Annotated in this window: 16 protein-coding genes; 10 read left to right on the forward strand and 6 right to left on the reverse strand. The window is 40.2% G+C overall.

The features are described from left to right. The 5 genes from Q0M21_RS05140 to Q0M21_RS05160 form a co-directional block, all read right to left on the reverse strand. A partial coding sequence (locus tag Q0M21_RS05140; RefSeq protein ID WP_295335330.1) for an enoyl-CoA hydratase-related protein occupies positions 1–323 on the reverse strand: 323 nt, incomplete at its 3' end. A gap of 53 nt (positions 324–376) precedes the next feature. Further along, on the reverse strand, positions 377–1,789 hold the full coding sequence (locus Q0M21_RS05145; protein ID WP_295335595.1) for an ATP-binding protein: 1,413 nt from the start codon (positions 1,787–1,789) through the stop codon (positions 377–379). A 74-nt stretch (positions 1,790–1,863) separates the two neighbouring features. Then, positions 1,864–2,403 (reverse strand): CopD family protein, encoded by a 540-nt coding sequence (locus tag Q0M21_RS05150; protein WP_295335332.1) that lies wholly within the window; start codon positions 2,401–2,403, stop codon positions 1,864–1,866. 1 nt (position 2,404) lies between these two features. Then, complete coding sequence (hemH, locus tag Q0M21_RS05155) at positions 2,405–3,418, reverse strand: ferrochelatase (RefSeq protein ID WP_295335334.1); 1,014 nt, start codon at positions 3,416–3,418, stop codon at positions 2,405–2,407. A 100-nt stretch (positions 3,419–3,518) separates the two neighbouring features. Then, positions 3,519–4,391 carry an AraC family transcriptional regulator gene (locus tag Q0M21_RS05160; protein WP_295335336.1) on the reverse strand — a complete coding sequence of 291 codons (873 nt, stop codon included), beginning with the start codon at positions 4,389–4,391 and terminating at the stop codon, positions 3,519–3,521. Between the two features lie 229 nt (positions 4,392–4,620). On the opposite strand from Q0M21_RS05160, the gene hemA reads away from it, so the two are divergent. The 9 genes from hemA to Q0M21_RS05205 all read left to right on the forward strand — a co-directional run bounded on the left by hemA (position 4,621) and on the right by Q0M21_RS05205 (position 12,435). Continuing rightward, positions 4,621–5,877 carry a glutamyl-tRNA reductase gene (hemA, locus tag Q0M21_RS05165; protein ID WP_295335338.1) on the forward strand — a complete coding sequence of 419 codons (1,257 nt, stop codon included), beginning with the start codon at positions 4,621–4,623 and terminating at the stop codon, positions 5,875–5,877. A 1-nt stretch (position 5,878) separates the two neighbouring features. Further along, the gene (gene hemC / locus Q0M21_RS05170) at positions 5,879–6,808 is read left to right on the forward strand and encodes a hydroxymethylbilane synthase (protein WP_295335340.1); all 930 of its coding nucleotides are present in this window, start codon (positions 5,879–5,881) and stop codon (positions 6,806–6,808) included. Positions 6,809–6,811: 3 nt separating this feature from the next. Continuing rightward, positions 6,812–7,483, forward strand: a complete 672-nt coding sequence (locus Q0M21_RS05175; RefSeq protein WP_295335342.1) for a uroporphyrinogen-III synthase — start codon at positions 6,812–6,814, stop codon at positions 7,481–7,483. Between the two features lie 29 nt (positions 7,484–7,512). After that, entirely contained in the window at positions 7,513–8,538 is a 1,026-nt protein-coding gene (hemE, locus tag Q0M21_RS05180) for a uroporphyrinogen decarboxylase (RefSeq protein ID WP_295335344.1), read from the forward strand. A gap of 63 nt (positions 8,539–8,601) precedes the next feature. Further along, positions 8,602–9,504, forward strand: coding sequence for an oxygen-dependent coproporphyrinogen oxidase (gene hemF, locus Q0M21_RS05185; protein ID WP_295335345.1), 903 nt, complete (start codon positions 8,602–8,604; stop codon positions 9,502–9,504). Between the two features lie 56 nt (positions 9,505–9,560). Continuing rightward, positions 9,561–10,559, forward strand: coding sequence for a porphobilinogen synthase (gene hemB, locus Q0M21_RS05190; protein WP_295335346.1), 999 nt, complete (start codon positions 9,561–9,563; stop codon positions 10,557–10,559). 137 nt (positions 10,560–10,696) lie between these two features. Then, the gene (locus Q0M21_RS05195; RefSeq protein WP_295335347.1) at positions 10,697–11,071 is read left to right on the forward strand and encodes a c-type cytochrome; all 375 of its coding nucleotides are present in this window, start codon (positions 10,697–10,699) and stop codon (positions 11,069–11,071) included. Positions 11,072–11,186: 115 nt separating this feature from the next. Continuing rightward, complete coding sequence (locus tag Q0M21_RS05200; RefSeq protein WP_295335349.1) at positions 11,187–11,657, forward strand: methylated-DNA--[protein]-cysteine S-methyltransferase; 471 nt, start codon at positions 11,187–11,189, stop codon at positions 11,655–11,657. Positions 11,658–11,721: 64 nt separating this feature from the next. Beyond that, the gene (locus Q0M21_RS05205) at positions 11,722–12,435 is read left to right on the forward strand and encodes a 3'-5' exonuclease (protein WP_295335351.1); all 714 of its coding nucleotides are present in this window, start codon (positions 11,722–11,724) and stop codon (positions 12,433–12,435) included. Between the two features lie 27 nt (positions 12,436–12,462). On the opposite strand, the gene Q0M21_RS05210 is transcribed toward Q0M21_RS05205, so the two are convergent. Further along, positions 12,463–15,402, reverse strand: coding sequence for a S8 family serine peptidase (locus Q0M21_RS05210; protein WP_295335352.1), 2,940 nt, complete (start codon positions 15,400–15,402; stop codon positions 12,463–12,465). Positions 15,403–15,626: 224 nt separating this feature from the next. On the opposite strand from Q0M21_RS05210, the gene Q0M21_RS05215 reads away from it, so the two are divergent. Beyond that, positions 15,627–17,066: a nucleoside recognition domain-containing protein gene (locus Q0M21_RS05215; protein WP_295335354.1), complete on the forward strand. Its 1,440-nt coding sequence runs from the start codon at positions 15,627–15,629 to the stop codon at positions 17,064–17,066. Positions 17,067–17,128 lie beyond the last annotated feature (62 nt).

Consider the following 17,128-nt stretch of genomic DNA (forward strand, 5'->3'; position numbering starts at 1 on the left):
AATCCGTTCACGGATTCAATTACCGGCGTTTTTAATTTTTCTACGAAATCAAATAACAATTCCTGACCTTGAGCGGCCAATTGCGCACCTTCTTCCACGCTGAATTCGGCAAATTCCGAAATATCAGCTCCGGCTACAAAGGCTTTTTCGCCCTCGCCGGTCACAATAATCACTCTTACTTTTGTATCGTTTTCCAAGCTTTCAAAGGCGTCGTGCAATTCCTGAATGGTGGCTTTGTTTAAAGCATTTAATTTAGACGGACGGTTGATAGTAACTTGTCCGATGCCATTGTCTATGGCGACTAGTATGTTTTCGAAGTTCATATTTTTAGGTATTAGATTGCTATTATGACTAACGCAATTTTGCGCTTAATTTTCTATTTCACGATGGGAAGTGATACGATAAAAGTAGAGCCTTTCCCAAGTTCTGATTCAAAAGTAATGGTTCCTTTGTAATTTTCAATAATGTTTTTGATGATGCCTAATCCCAATCCCATACCGCTGGTTTTGGTGGTAAATTTAGGTTCGAAGATACGCTCGGTGTTTTCGGTATTGATTCCGATACCATTGTCTTTTACGGCAATAATCACATTGTCTTCTTCGGCATTAACCGAAACCAAAACAGCTTTTTCGGATTGTTCTTCGGGTATGGCTTGTATGGCATTTTTAACCAAATTGGTAATGATGCGAATGAGTTGCGTTCTGTCCATCACCGTAATAATTTCTTCTGAATTGCTTTCGAATCGGATAAAATCTTCATTAAAAATGTCTAATGAAAACTCTACCACTTCCACCACATTCAACGTTTCGTTTTGTTGTGCCGGCATCGAAGCAAAGTTGGAAAAGGCCGAAGCCACGGCGCTCATCGTATCGATTTGTTGGATTAAGGTTTTCGAGTAATCGTCGAGTTTTTGTTTCAAATTCGGATCGTTGGCGTCAAATTTTCGTTGGAAACTTTGCACCGTCAAACGCATCGGAGTCAACGGATTTTTGATTTCGTGGGCGACTTGTTTCGCCATTTCGCGCCAAGCTTGTTCTCTTTCACTTTGGGCGAGCATGGTAGCACTTTCCTCCAATTTATCAACCATTTGGTTATAGGCGTTAATCAAGGAATTGATTTCACGGCTGTTGGCTTCGATGACAATTTTTTCGTTTTTCTGATTCAGACTCGTTTCGTTGATTTTGTCTGAAATGGTTTTAAGCGATTTGGTGATGTAACTTGCCAGAAAATAAGCCAAAGCAAACGCAATAATCAACATGAACGAATACACCTGGCTCAAGCGCAATAAAAACTGACGCAGCTCTTTTTCGTAAAAACCATCGTCTTCCACATAGGGAATGTTCAAAATGCCGAGAGGTTTGAATTTATCATCTTTAATCTGACTGTAGGAAGAGCGGTTTTTGACACCGTCGATGTTTTTGATGTCAACGTATCTTTTATCAACGGAAGATTGTACCAGTTTTAAGATGTAGTTTGGAATCGGCGGTGCGACTTTATCTACTGAAAAGGTTGATTTAGACGATTTAACCAATTTGCCTTCCAGAGAATAAATGTTAATCTCCAAGTTGTGAATATCGGACAACTCGTGGATTTTATCTTTAAAAATCAGTTTCAGATTTTCCGGCGTTAGCGGATAAGTTGTCGTAGAAAGGACATAATTAATATGTTCTTTGATGGCAAACTCTTTTCGGTCTAAACGCTCTTGGTGGTAATCTTTGGCTTCGTTTTTAAATTGAATAATCGAAATCGACGCCATCAACACCGACGCAATCACTATCAATATAATCATCGACAGGAAAATCCTGGTACGAAGCGATAGCATGGATAGTTTGATGTTCAGCATTTTTCAGTGTTCAGTGGTCACTATTTTTTCTCCCGAATTCGTTTGTAAAACTTAAAGCCTAACATAATCAAAATCGAAAACAAAAAGATGCCGATTACGCCGTAAATCCAGTTGAAAGCATTCTTTAAAATTACTAAAAAAACCACGGCAAACAAGATAATCGTAGCGCCTTCATTCCACAACCGCATGAAGTTGGAACTGTATTTAAATTCGTCCTTTTGCAACTGATTATAAATTTGATGACACTTAAAATGGTAAGCGAACAACAACACTACAAATCCCAGCTTCACACGCATCCACGACATTTGTAACCAAGTCGGATTTAAATACAACAACCACAATGCGAAAAAAGTCGCCAAAACCGAGCTTGGCCAAGTAATAATGTACCACAAGCGATAAGTCATGATTTTGTATTGGTTGAGCAAGATTTCTCGCTCGGGCGAAGGTTTGTCGTTGGCTTCAATTTGGTACACAAACAAGCGCACTATGTAAAACAAACCCGCAAACCAAGTGATGACAAAGATGAGGTGCAGCGATTTGATGTAGTTGTAAAGTTCCATTTTATTTACTCCAATCGTTTACCCAATTGGCCACGACTTGACACCATTCGTCTTCATCGTTCAAACAAGGTACGGCAAAAAATTCTTCGCCTCCGTTTTCTATAAATTCTTCATTGGCGCGCATGGCAATTTCTTCCAATGTTTCCAAACAATCGGCCACAAAAGCCGGTGTCACTACGGCTAATTTTTTAATGCCTTTTTTCGGCATTTTGTTGATTTCGACATCGGTGTAAGGCGTTAACCATTTGTCACCGGCCAAACGCGATTGGAAAGTTTGGCTGTATTTGCCTTCCGGAATTCCGAGTAATTCTACCACTTGTCGCGTAGTTTCATAGCATTGATGACGGTAGCAAAACTCATGCGCCGGAGAAGCCGTTACACAACATTTGTTATCAATCGTACAATGGGATTTGGTCACATCTGTTTTGCGAATATGGCGTTTCGGAATCCCATGGTAGGAAAACAATAGATGGTCGTATTCAAAGCCTTCCAAATGTTTCTTGATAGAATGTGCCAAAGCTTGAATAAAATCGGGTTTATTGTAAAACGCCGGTACTTTGGTGATTTTCATTTCCGGGAAATGCTTTTGTTGCAATTCATCAGCCAAAGCCCAAATGGTTGTTGTGGAAGCCATGGCATATTGCGGATACAAAGCCAACAACATCACATCGGTTACGCCTTTGTCTTTCAACTCTTGCAAGCCTTTTTGAATGGTCATCGAACCGTAACGCATGGCCAAAGCCATCGGGACATCGACTAACTTTTCTACCTTTTGGTGCATTTTTTTGGAAATTACAATCAATGGCGAACCTTCATCGGTCCAAATCTGACTGTACGCTTCCGCCGATTTTTTCGGACGGGTTTGCAAAATAATGCCTCTTACTAATAAGGCTCTCAATAAATACGGTACGTCAATAACGTATTTATCCATTAAAAATTCATCTAAATACGGCTTAACATCTTTGGCTGTTGGACTTTCGGGTGAACCAAGATTGACTAATAATACTCCTTTCATTTGTGGCAATTTTATTTTTGATAAAAGTAATGAAACTTCTTTTTTTGACTTTTGATTTATGTATTCTTTATCGATAATGAGATATACGAAATCAATTCGATTAGGTATTGGCTTGTAAACTCATTAAATATTTTTTCGGTGTGGTGGCAAATTTCTTTTTGAAAGCCGCAATAAAATGACTGCCGGTACTGTAGCCGATTTTAAGGCCAACTTCATTCACATTATACGAACCGGAATCCAGCAACTGACGGGCATAATCCATTTTGTAATCGAATAAAAACCCGTAAACCGTATCACCGTAAATTTGCTTGAAACCCATTTTGAGTTTTTTCAAGGTTAATCCAACCTGATTGGCCAATTCTTCCAAACTTGGCGGCTCTGCCATATTGGCAATGATAATTTCTTTGGCTTTTTTGATTTTTAGTACGTTTTCTTCGTCGATTAAAAACGGACATTGTTCGGCGTTCGGATCGTCGTTGCGGTTGAAGAACAAACTCAACAATTCGTAACCTTTTCCTTTATAGTATAGGTTTTTGATGGAAGGATTGAGATTATAGTGAAACATCTGATTGAGTACGATAGCCATTGACGGACTGATGTCACTTTCATTGTAATACTTGCGATCCTTGTTTTCTTTACTTAAAAACGGAATGTGTTCGGCATCATCGGTAAACAAGCCGTGGAATTTTTTGATGGAAACTAAAATAGTAATCAACCACGATTTAGGTTCGATTTGCACATTGAGCGGCAATTCTTTTTCTGGATTGTAAAACAGCAAACATTTTTCCTCTTTTAAATCGAGCGTGTAATTGCCTTTGTTAAAGATGAATTTCGCGCCGCCTTTTAAGCCAAAGTGAAACTGAATCAAGCCCATAGTCACCGGGCGTTCAAAAGTGGTTACTTCATCAGTGTCGTTTTGAAAACGAATCAAAATAAAGTCGTCGTCAATTTTTATTTCTTCTTTAGAACCCATAGCGATATTTTTTCGTATATGTTTTGGAAGCGAAATCAAAATGTTATTTAGAATGAGTCTACATAAAACAGTTCTAAGCACTTGATTTCATTACAAATTTAAAAGAAATAACGATAAAAAGACAAAAGCGTTTAAAAATAACATTGAGCGACACAAAAAGTTCTTTTAGCGTTACTTTTATAAAATCGATAGCAATAACTTTGTTTCACTTTTAGGGAAAGAGCAATTTATGGAACACGGAAACATATCCAAGCACAGTACTTTTTATGCGGTTGGCTTAAGTTATAAAAAAGCCGATGCCGAAATGAGAGGGAAATTCAGCTTAGATGATAACGGCAAAAGCAACGTTTTAGCCCAGGCAAAAGCCGAAGGTATTGAAGCACTCATCGTGACTTCAACGTGTAACCGAACCGAAATTTACGGTTTTGCCCAACATCCTTTCCAACTGATTAAATTACTTTGTGAAAACAGTCAAGGCACCGTGGAAGACTTCCAAAAGGTAGCTTATGTATATAAAAATCAAGAAGCCGTTTCCCACATGTTTCGTGTCGGGACCGGTTTAGACAGTCAGATTTTAGGCGATTTTGAAATCATCAGTCAAATCAAATCGGCCTTCGTAGAAAGCAAAAACCGTCATTTGGCTAATGCTTTTATGGAGCGATTGGTAAACGCGGTGATTCAGGCCAGCAAACGCATTAAGAATGAAACCGAAATTTCTTCAGGTGCGACTTCCGTCTCTTTTGCAGCCGTGCGTTACATCTTTAACAATGTAGATGACATCGCTAACAAAAATATTCTCCTTTTCGGAACCGGAAAAATAGGAAGAAATACTTGTGAAAATTTGGTAAAACACACCAAACACGAGCAAATCACTTTAATCAATCGCACCAAAGACAAAGCCGAACGTTTGGCCAGAAAACTAGATGTGATTGTGAAAGATTATGTCGATTTGCAACTGGAAATCCAAAAAGCCGATGTGTTAGTCGTAGCCACCGGCGCCCAAAATCCAACCGTGGACAAAGCGATTTTGAACTTGAAAAAACCATTGTTGATTTTGGATTTATCCATTCCGAAAAATGTGAACGAAAATGTTCAAGATGTTAAAGGTGTAACCTTGGTTCACATGGATCATTTATCACAAATGACTGATGAAACTTTGGAAAACCGTAAAAAACACATTCCAGCGGCTGAAGCCATCATCGAAGAAATCAAAGACGAATTCATCGCTTGGACCAAACAACGCAAATTTGCGCCTACCATTCACGCCTTAAAAGAAAAACTTAATTCCATTAAAGACGGCGAGCTCAACGTGCAACGCAAAAAACTGGCCAACTTCGATGAAGAACAAGCCGAGTTAATCAGCGCTCGCATCATCCAAAAAATCACCAATCATTTTGCCAATCATTTAAAAGATGACAATACGATGGTTGACGAAAGCATCGAGTGGATTGAGAAAATTTTTCAGATAGAAACGACTTCCAAATAAAATGGCCAAAACAATCAGAATAGGTACTCGCGACAGCGAACTAGCCCTTTGGCAAGCCCACACCGTTCAAAAAAAACTCAACGATTTAGGCTATTCCACCGAAATTGTAGCGGTGAAATCGCAAGGAGATATCATTTTAGACAAACCTTTATACGAATTGGGTATCACGGGAATTTTCACCAAAACGTTAGACATTGCCATGATTAACGGCCAAGTTGATATTGCTGTACATTCCATGAAAGATGTGCCAACGGCTTTGCCTACCGGTATTGTACAAGCGGCCGTTTTGGAAAGAGCCAATGTGTTGGACATTTTAGTCCACAAAGGCACCACCGATTTTTTAAACGAAAAAGCCACCATTGCCACCGGAAGTTTGCGCCGACAAGCCCAATGGCTTAATAAATACCCGAATCATAAGGTAGTGGATTTACGTGGTAACGTGAATACCCGCATGCAAAAGTTGCAAGATAATGATTGGAGCGGAGCCGTTTTTGCAGCAGCAGGTTTAGAGCGCATCAACTTAAAACCGGATACTTTTATCAACCTCGATTGGATGATTCCCGCGCCGGCACAGGGTGCTATGGTAGTGGTAGCGATGGGTAACGACGATTTTACAGTAGATGCCGTTTCGCAATTGAACGATATAGAAACCGAAATTTGTACTTACATCGAAAGACAATTTTTAAGAACCTTAGAAGGCGGTTGTACAGCACCTATCGGGGCTTTGGCCAAATACAATCCGCACGATGACACGATTGAGTTTCACGGATGCTTACTTTCACTAGATGGTCAACAAAAATTCGAAATCATCAAAGCAGTCGACATATCAGAATGGAAGAAGTTAGGGTTTTTTACCGCTAAAGAAATACTAGATAACGGTGGAAGTAAATTGATGGAAGAAATTAAAAAACAGCTCAAATCAAAAGGCTAAAGCATGGAAACTCAAATTCGCCTATTGTCAACCCGAAAGCTTTTGGACCACCAAAAGCAGTTGCTGTTGAGTGCGGATTTCTCTGTTGATGAGGCCGATTATATTGATGTAGTTAGCAAGTCTTTCCATCTGCAAAGTATCAACGACTATCTTATTTTTACTAGTCAGAATGCCGTAGAGAGCATATTGCAAAATGAAAAAGCCACGGAACTCAAAACCAAAAAATGTTTTTGTGTAGGTGTGAAAACCAAAGCCATGCTGGAAACTAACGGATTTGAAGTCATAGCAAGCGCAGACTACGCTTCAGAATTGGCCTCCATCATTTGCAACCAATATGACAAGAGCACTTTCACGTTCTTTTGCGGGAATTTGAGAAGGGATATTTTACCTGATGCCTTGCGCTTGGCCGGAATCACTTTCGAAGAAGTGGAAGTGTATGAAACCCGATTAACGCCGCACAAAGCCGCCGGTGATTTGAACGGGATTTTATTTTTCAGTCCGTCTGGCGTGCAAAGTTTTTTGAAAGAAAATGAATTGCAAGATGAGGTTTGTTTCTGCATCGGAAGCACCACTGCCAAAGCCTTGAGAGGCATTACCAACAAAGTGGTGACCGCCAATCAACCTACTATGGAAAGTACGATTGCAAAAAGTGTAGCATTTTTTAATAAAATATAATTGGGCAACACCCAAAGCAAATAATAATTATGATTAAAAACGATTTATTCCTTCGCGCCTTAAACAACGAAACGTTAGAACGTCCGCCGGTATGGATGATGCGTCAAGCCGGTAGGTATTTACCGGAATTCAGAGCGTTACGTGACAAATACGATTTCTTTACCCGTTGTGAAACCCCGGAATTAGCGGCCGAAATCACGGTACAACCCATCCGAATTGTAAAACCTGATGCCGCCATTTTGTTCTCGGATATCTTGGTAGTACCAAGGGCGATGGGAATCCACGTGGAATTGAAAGACAATCTCGGGCCGATTATCCCGAATCCTATTCGTACGATGGAACAAGTCAATCAGGTTTTTGTGCCAAATATTCACGAAACTTTGGGTTACGTAATGGATGCCGTAAAACTCACCAAAGAAATGTTGAACGACGAAGTGCCGTTAATTGGTTTCGCCGGTTCACCCTGGACGATTTTCTGTTATGCGGTAGAAGGCAAAGGCTCTAAAAGTTTTGATACGGCTAAAGGATTTTGTTTCTCCAATCCGGTAGCCGCGCACACTTTGTTGCAAAAAATCACCGATACGACCATTTTATATTTGAAAGAAAAAGTAAAAGCGGGTTGTAATGCCATTCAAATTTTCGATTCTTGGGGCGGTATGTTGTCTCCGGAAGACTATAAAGAATTCTCTTGGCAATACATCAACCAAATTGTAGAAGCTTTGGCAGAGGAAACCAAAGTCATCGTCTTCGGAAAAGGTTGTTGGTTTGCTTTAAACGATATGGCCAAATCCAAAGCATCAGCCTTAGGCGTTGACTGGACTTGCTCGCCAAGAAATGCCCGTTATTTAACCGGTGGCAAAATCACGTTACAAGGGAATTTCGACCCAAGTCGATTACTGTCACCTATACCAACTATCAAAAAAATGGTACACGAAATGATAGACGAATTCGGCAAAGACAATTACATCGTAAACTTAGGACACGGCATTTTACCTAACATTCCGGTAGACCACGCCAAAGCGTTTGTAGAAGCGGTGAAAGAATATCAAAAGTAGTTCACAGTTTCAGTCACAGTTAACAGAAACTGCGATTGAAAACTGCGATTGAAAACTGAAATAATGAAAGACAAATTCTATCCATACATCCAAAACCTTCAAGACCAAATCTGTGCTGCTTTGGAAGCCGTTGACGGTCTAGCGAAATTCCGCGAAGACCTATGGCAACGTCCCGAAGGCGGCGGTGGCAGAACGCGTGTGATTGAAAATGGAGCCGTTTTCGAAAAAGGCGGCGTTAATATTTCAGCGGTTCACGGCAAATTGCCGGATACGATGCAAAAAATGTTCGGCGTAGGTGAAGCTGATTTTTTCGCGTGCGGACTTAGCTTGGTCATTCACCCGGAAAATCCAATGGTACCCACCGTTCATGCCAATTGGCGCTACTTCGAAATGTATGATGATAACGGCAATGTAATCAATTCCTGGTTTGGCGGCGGACAAGATTTAACGCCGTATTACCTGTTTGAAGAAGATGCGAAACATTTTCACCAAACGTGTAAAACCGCTTGCGACAAGCATAACGCCGAGTTTTATCCGAAATATAAAAAACAATGCGACGCCTATTTCTGGAACGTACACCGTAACGAAGCCCGTGGCATTGGTGGCTTGTTCTTCGATTATTGCAAAGCTAATGAGCAAATGTCGATGGAAGATTGGTACCATTTTGTGACGGAAGTCGGCAACAGTTTCTGTGAAGCTTATGTTCCGATTGTAGAGCGAAGAAAAGCATTGCCATACACCGAAGCCCAACGCAACTGGCAGGAAATCCGCCGCGGACGTTATGTGGAGTTCAATTTGGTACACGATAAAGGCACGTTATTCGGCCTGAAAACCAACGGTCGCATCGAATCGATTTTGATGAGTTTGCCACCACACGTGCAATGGGTGTACGACCATCATCCGGAGGCCGGCAGCGAAGAAGAGAAATTAATTAAAGTATTAGAAAAACCAATTGATTGGGTTTAAGCAAGAATAAAACAACTTTAAACCTTAAACTTTCAAACAATTTTAAACCACATACAATGTTCCCATTACAAAGAGGCAGAAGATTACGCGTTAACGAAAGTATTCGTTCGTTAGTCCGCGAAACTACTTTAAGTCCGGCCGATTTCATGTTTCCCATGTTCATCGCCGAAGGTGAAAATTACCAATCCGAAATTCCATCCATGCCGGGCATTTTCCGTCGTTCATTGGATTTAACGGTGGAAGAAGTCAAAGAATTATTCGCTTTAGGCATTCGCGCCGTGAATATTTATGTGAAAGTCGATGAAAGCTTAAAAGACAACACCGGCAAAGAAGCTTGGAATCCCAACGGATTAATGCAACGCGCCATTCGCGCTATCAAATCGGCTTGTCCGGAAATGATTGTCATGCCCGATGTAGCTTTGGATCCATATTCGATTTATGGTCACGATGGCATCATCGAAAACGGTGATGTAGCCAACGATGCCACCAACGACGCCTTAGTCAAAATGGCCGTTTCCCATGCCCAAGCCGGCGCCGATTTTGTAGCACCCAGCGACATGATGGACGGACGCGTTTTAAGATTACGCCAAGGTTTAGATGCCGCAGGTTTTCAACAGGTTGGGATTATGAGTTATTCGGCCAAATACGCTTCCGCTTTTTATGGTCCGTTCCGCGATGCATTGGACAGCGCACCAAGAGAAGCCGATGTAGTCGTTCCCAAAGACAAAAAAACTTACCAAATGGACTACGCCAACCGCATCGAAGCCGTAAAAGAAGCCTTAATGGACGTAGAAGAAGGCGCTGATATGGTCATGGTCAAACCGGGAATTGCTTACCTAGACATCGTTCGCGAAGTTAAAAATGCCGTGAATGTTCCGGTGACGGTTTTCCACGTATCGGGCGAATACGCCATGATTAAAGCCGCTGCCGAAAGAGGTTGGCTCGACCACGACAAAATCATGATGGAGCAGTTAATGTGTATCAAACGCGCCGGTGCCAGTTTGATTTCGACGTATTTTGCCAAAGAGGCAGCGATTTTATTGAATCAAAAGTAGGAGCGACCCGAGCGATAGCGAATTGGCGTAGCGAATGGCTTGGGATTAATCAGTCATCTCTATTCCCGCTGTCCGCGCTACAAGGTAGCTTGCTCCCATCGGGGCTAAAAGAAAAGCGTATTGCATTTTTGTATACTATGAAAAAGATATTGTTACTATTATTTGTCATCACTTTCGCTTCTTGTAAAAAGGAAGCTGAAGATAATTTCAGTCAACCCAAAACCGACGAAACTGCAGTAGCCGTTTCCGGAGAAGAATTGTTTTCGGGCAAAGGAACTTGCACCGCATGTCATTTGCCCGACCAAAAAGTCATCGGACCAAGCATAGCCGAAATCGCCAAAATCTACAAAGAAAAAAACGGCAGCATCGTAGCCTTCCTCAAAGAAGAAGCCGAGCCGATAGTTGATCCAAGTCAGTATGAAACCATGAAAACCAACTTCGCCATCACCAAAAAAATGAGTGAAGCCGAGTTGAAAGCTTTAGAAGAGTACATTCTAAGTTTTTCGAAATAGTGTCTCTTGTCTTTCCGAATGGAATGAGGAATCACATAACGGTTTTTGTTTTTGAAGTGTGATTTCTCCTTCGTCGAAATGACAATTTTGAGCGTTTATTTGCTACCTTTAGCTCATGGAAACTGCTTTTATAGAATCGCCTTTAGGAATCACCAAAATTATGGGCGATGCTAATGGTATTGCTGCAATATCAGTATTGAGTGAAGGTGAAAAAACCTCAAAAATTCCGGAAAGTCTTAAGGAATGTGTTGCCCAACTACAAGAATATTTCAGAGGGGAACGCAAGGAATTCGATTTCAAAATCAATCCGCAAGGCACCGATTTTCAACAAAAAGTTTGGCAAGAATTGTTGAACATTCCGTTTGGCAAAACGATGTCTTATCTCGATTTATCCAAGAAATTAGGCGATGTCAAAGCCATCAGGGCCGTAGCATCGGCTAACGGAAAAAACCCATTGTGGATAGTCGTTCCCTGTCATCGTGTTATTGGTACTGATGGTTCGTTAACGGGTTATGCCGGCGGATTATGGCGCAAAAAGTGGTTACTGGAACACGAAAGCCCAAGCGTACAACAATCACTTTTTTAAAATTTTTCTTTCATATTTAAAATAAATCCGTACTTTTAAATCAGTTATTTCTTAATATTTTGTCATGATTGAAAAAATTCCACTCAACAATATACTCTTTCTCGACATCGAAACCGTTCCGGAAGAAGATAACTTCAACGCTTTAGACGATGAGATGAAACTGCTTTGGGAACAAAAAACCCAATACCAAAGACGCGACGAATACACCCCCGAGGATTTTTACGACCGCGCCGGTATTTGGGCAGAGTTTGGTAAAATCGTTTGTATTTCCGTTGGGTATTTTGCCAATAAAAACGATATTAGAAATTTTAGAGTTACCTCATTTTTCGGAGAAGAAAAAAAGATTCTAAAGGATTTTGCCAATTTGTTAGATACGCATTTCAGCGGTGCGCAGCATTTATTGTGTGGTCACAATGCCAAAGAATTCGACTTTCCGTTTATTGCCCGCCGCATGATTATCCATCAAATTGCCATTCCCAATAAACTCAATCTATTCGGAAAAAAGCCATGGGAAATCCCGCATTTGGATACTTTAGAATTATGGAAATTCGGCGATTACAAGCATTTTACCTCTTTAAAACTGTTGACTAAAATATTAGGCATTCCTTCTCCCAAAGGTGATATTGACGGGAGTCAAGTAGCCCACGTTTTTTATGTAGAAAAAGACATAGACAGAATTGTGACTTACTGTGAAAAAGACGTCATCGCTGTGGCACAAATCTTCCTTCGATTGCGTCGGGAGGATTTATTAATAGAAGATGAGATTTTACATGTATAAAAAAGGAGGTCAATTTGACCTCCTTTTTTAGTTTCTTTTCAGTACTATTTTTTTGGTGATACTACCTATACTGTTGTCAATTTGAACCAGATAAACTCCGTCCTGAATTCCATCTAAACCAATAGTTGTTTCTACCTGATTGGTTTCTTGCTTGCAAACCATCCTACCTTGTAAATCATAAACCGTTAAAGTTGTTTTTTCATTCAAAGAAGGAATAGTAATAGTCAGAATACCCGATGTTGGGTTCGGATGTAAAATAGTATTTTGTAGCGGATTATCCGAAACATTCAGTACAGTGGGTTGAACGCGACAAATATTAAGGCTAAAATTAGTGATAGCACCGCCGTCTTCATTGTATGGATCGATTACACGTAACACCCAAATACCGTTGGCATTCAAATTGTTTAAAGCACTCAGATTGTCCAGAGGTGCTATAAGACCACTGATTGCCGGATTGCCAATACAAGAAGGACCGCCACCAGCATCGTCATAAGTGCAATTGATATTGTCTTCACCACCACAAGCTTCTTGTTGAAGCATGATTACAGGACTTCCTATACTAGCCGGACCTTCCAATGTAATGGTTAAATCTTGTACCCAAGTATGGTTAATGGCTACATTAACATTGAGATCCCCTATACTATAATCTCCTGTAACGGTTACCGGCACAAAAGCTTCTGAATTAGCTACCTGAGCAATAGCGGCATTGGAGTAATCATTGGCAGTAAAATTTACATCACAAAACAAATTACCGGTTGTAAAATTATAAAAAGAGGCACTGTTGATGGAAACGCTCCCACAATTGTTCATTGGAACTACTCTCCAAAAATAACGTGTCGCTTGGCTTAAACCATTGATGGTATATGAATTAGTGTTCACATATTCATCCGCTATTAAGCTGGAAAAGTTATTAAACAAGGATACCTGAACATGATAGCTTATGGCATTCGCTTGTGCAGCCCAATTAAGGTTAACAGTTGTAGACAAACCATTTTGTCCATCCGTTGGGGAAGCAATTGCAATAGGTTGAAAAGAGGCACTGTAAACACGCAATGTTTTGTATCTGGTTTCTATTTCTGAACCATTAGAACCACGGATACCTACATAATACTCACCAGGAGTCACATTCGATAAACCGGAAATCGTCATAGTAACTAGTCCGTTAGCACTCATGGAACTTGGAGAAAAGCTTGCAGTGGCACCAACCGGTAATCCAACCGCTGAGAAGTTTGTTGTACCGGCTCCTACTTGAGCGTAGTTAAAAGTGTAAGTCGCATTTTGCGTAGAGCATACAGTTAAATCGGCTGAGTTAGAATTCAATGAGAAAGCAGAACTAATTCCTGTAACCACTAGAGAAAATCTTTGACTTCCGGTAACTAAATTACCTTTGTGAGTAACAGTGATAACATATTCTCCGGCAGGTGGATTGTCAATTTTAATTAATTCAACATTATCAACATTATTATCAGAATTTCTAACAGCCGGAACAGTTGGGCCGCTAAGTTTCCAAGGATAATAAGTAATTCCGTTTCTGGTAATTCTGATATCCAAATCATTCACTAAAACCGGAGTAGGATCATTAGGACCATTAACCCCGGAATTAATAGGTCCCGGTAAATCTGTCCAAGTTATAGAGGCCATGAGCGGAGTGGTTCCACTTGAGTTTATCGTTGTAGTATACGTTTGATTGTTGTTCAAATTCTCTTCAGAAACCCATGAAGTAAGACCATTATTGCTCAAAGTTTCAGCGGCACGTTTAGCGTTCAATAATCCCCAACCAAATATGGCATCTGGTCCGACCAAACCGGCATCGTCAGCAGTATGACAGGCCAATCCCTTTAAAGTGGCAGCACGCATGAAATTAGTTGTCAAGTTTCGGTAGTGTTGTTGTAAAAGAATCAGTGTTCCGGCTACATTTGGAGAAGACATTGAAGTACCGCTTAAGGTTGCAGTTCCTATATCACTGGAATTACTGGTTGATATTACACTGGTTCCGTTTCCTGTAATGTCAGGTTTAATGCGCAGATCATCTGTTGGTCCTTGGCTGCTGGAACCATTGATTGTTATGTTTCCGATTACATTTCCGGTTGAGCCAATTAAAACATCTAAACAATTGGCTACAACCAAGTTATTTTTAGCGGTTTTGTCTCCTACAAGTTTATCATATCCAAAAGTAATCGGGTCGCTGTTGTCATTGTTACCACCATCATTCCCTGCCGACATAACCGCCAAGTAATAAGGTGCGTTATAGGCTACATCGTCCCATTCATTGGCACCAAAAGTATAAGAACCGATATACCAAGAGGGTAAAGTGTTTCCGTTATTAGTAATGGGTGTTCCGTAAGAGTGGTTTGAAACTAACATTCCCATTTGGGCTTCTGAGATGGCTTCTGCTACATCGTCGTTCCAATCAAAAGTTCTGGCTAAAGCTTGGGGAGCCATTCCTTTTACAGAAGCAGGACTACCACTTGCAACCATAGTACCGGTAACATGCGTGGCGTGACCACTAGTCCCCGAACTGGTTTCATCTACTACAGTAACTCTTCCTTCAAATGCAAAATGACTGGATCTAACATTACCACCATCCCAAACTCTGGCAGTCATACCTTGTCCGTTTAGATTTAATCCCATTGAGCCTGTACTGTGTAAAAAACTTGCTCGTGTAGTTAATGCAGCATTGACATTTTCAGTAGAATAATAAATCGGATAACCATCAGGAGTTAATCGCATTAACTCTAATAGATTACCGTCCTCTTTTTTTACAAATAATGGCCAACCTTTGGCTACTGCTTGCGCTTGGGCTTTCTCTTTTTCAGCTTTAGCTATTTTCCGATAATGCGCTTCTTTAGCTTTTAATTGAGCCATATCGTATTGGGCGGTAATTGTTTTAACTTCTTCAGGCGTTTGCCCGAAAACCGGAGTAGAAACTAACGCCAATAGCATTAAAGGTAGTAAATGATTTTTCATAGTTTGTTGTCCAAAAATGTAGTTATTTAAAGGCCACAAATATATAAATCCTAACGGATTGCAGGATACTTTTAGAAAATAATCATAAAAATTTATAAATTGTTTAATTATTTTTAATCAATCAAAAAAAAATTAACAAAAGGTTCTGACCGTGTTAATCGATTCCTTCTAAATAATTTTCCTCTGCATTTTCAGAAATAGTATATTTACCGAAAAACAATAGTATGGTTTTAAGTAGATTCTGGTTGGTCATTTTCGTGGCTTCCATTGCTTTTGTAATGTTCAGTTTATTTTCCGGAGATAGTTATTCTATTGATTATGTCTTGAACGGAAAAAAAGACGATCCGATTTTGGTTTCGGAAAAATACTTAAACGAAATCCCGAAATTTATCCAAGACAGCATCCAAAAAAGCGAGGAAAAATCGTTTGTCCTTAATAAAAATGTTTTAAATGCAGACACCACTTATGTCTTCAAAAACCAAACGGTAAAAATTTACAGCGGCATTCAAAAATCGGATGGGTTACTGCCGACGTGTAAAAACAGTTTGCTCGATTTAATTATCCCTCTTATTGCTTATTTGGCCTTCTTTTGCGGGTTAATGGAATTGTTGATTGTTTCCGGAGCCGCCGAAAAACTGGCTAAAAGATTAAGTCCGGTTTTCGCCAAAGTCTTTCCTTCAGTACCTAAAAACCACGAATCTATATCGTACATGACTTTAAACTTTGCCGCCAATTTCCTCGGATTGGATTCGGCCGCGACACCTTTTGGTTTAAAAGCCATGCAAAGTTTACAGGAAATCAATCCGGAAAAAGAAAAAGCCAGCGATGCCCAAATCATGTTTATGTGTTTGCACGCTGCCGGATTAACCTTAATTCCAACTTCTATTATCGGGTATCGCGCTGCAGAAAACGCTGCCAATCCGGCCGATGTGATGTTGCCGTGTATCATTACTTCTTTTATCGGAACCATAGCGGCCATGATTATTGTTGGTATCCGCCAAAAAATCAATTTCATGAGCGCTACTTTAATTGTGGCTTTGATGACAGTAATCGCTGCCATAGTTGGTTTGTTGTTTTACATTAATGGTTTGGATTTGGTAGGCAAAAACTTTTTTACCGCCAATTTATCCGGGTTGATGTTAGTTGGTATTATTGCTTTTACCTTGGTGTTTTCTTTTATCAATGAGAAAAAGTTTGTGGATAAAAGCACCACTATTTTCGACGCATTTGTAACCGGTGCCAATAATGGTTTGCAAACCGGAGTTAAAATTTTCCCTTATGTAATGGGTATGTTGGTGGCCATTTCTTTCTTCAGAAACAGTGGTCTTTTTGAAATCATCAGCAATTGGATTTCGTTTGCTTTTTCCAATATCGGGGTGAGTAAACAAATCACCGATTCCTTACCTGTGGCCATGCTACGCCCTTTTAGTTCCGGTGGTTCACGTGGTTTTATGATTGACGCGATGCGTAACTTCGGCCCCGATTCGTTTACCGGGCGTTTGAGTTGTATTTTCCAATGTAGTGCCGAAACTACGTTTTATGTGATTGCAGTCTACTTCGGAAGTATCAATGTAAAAAATACTCGATACACGCTTGGCACTATGCTTTTAGTGGATTTAATCTGTGTGATTACAGCGATTTTTGTAGCGAGTTGGTTTTTTTAGTAGATGATTGGGTGTACATTAATTTAGCAACTATTTCATTTCAGCAATCGAGCACTTTGCTT

Source organism: Flavobacterium sp., assembly GCF_024710485.1.
In the GTDB taxonomy this organism is placed as follows: Bacteria; Bacteroidota; Bacteroidia; order Flavobacteriales; family Flavobacteriaceae; genus Flavobacterium.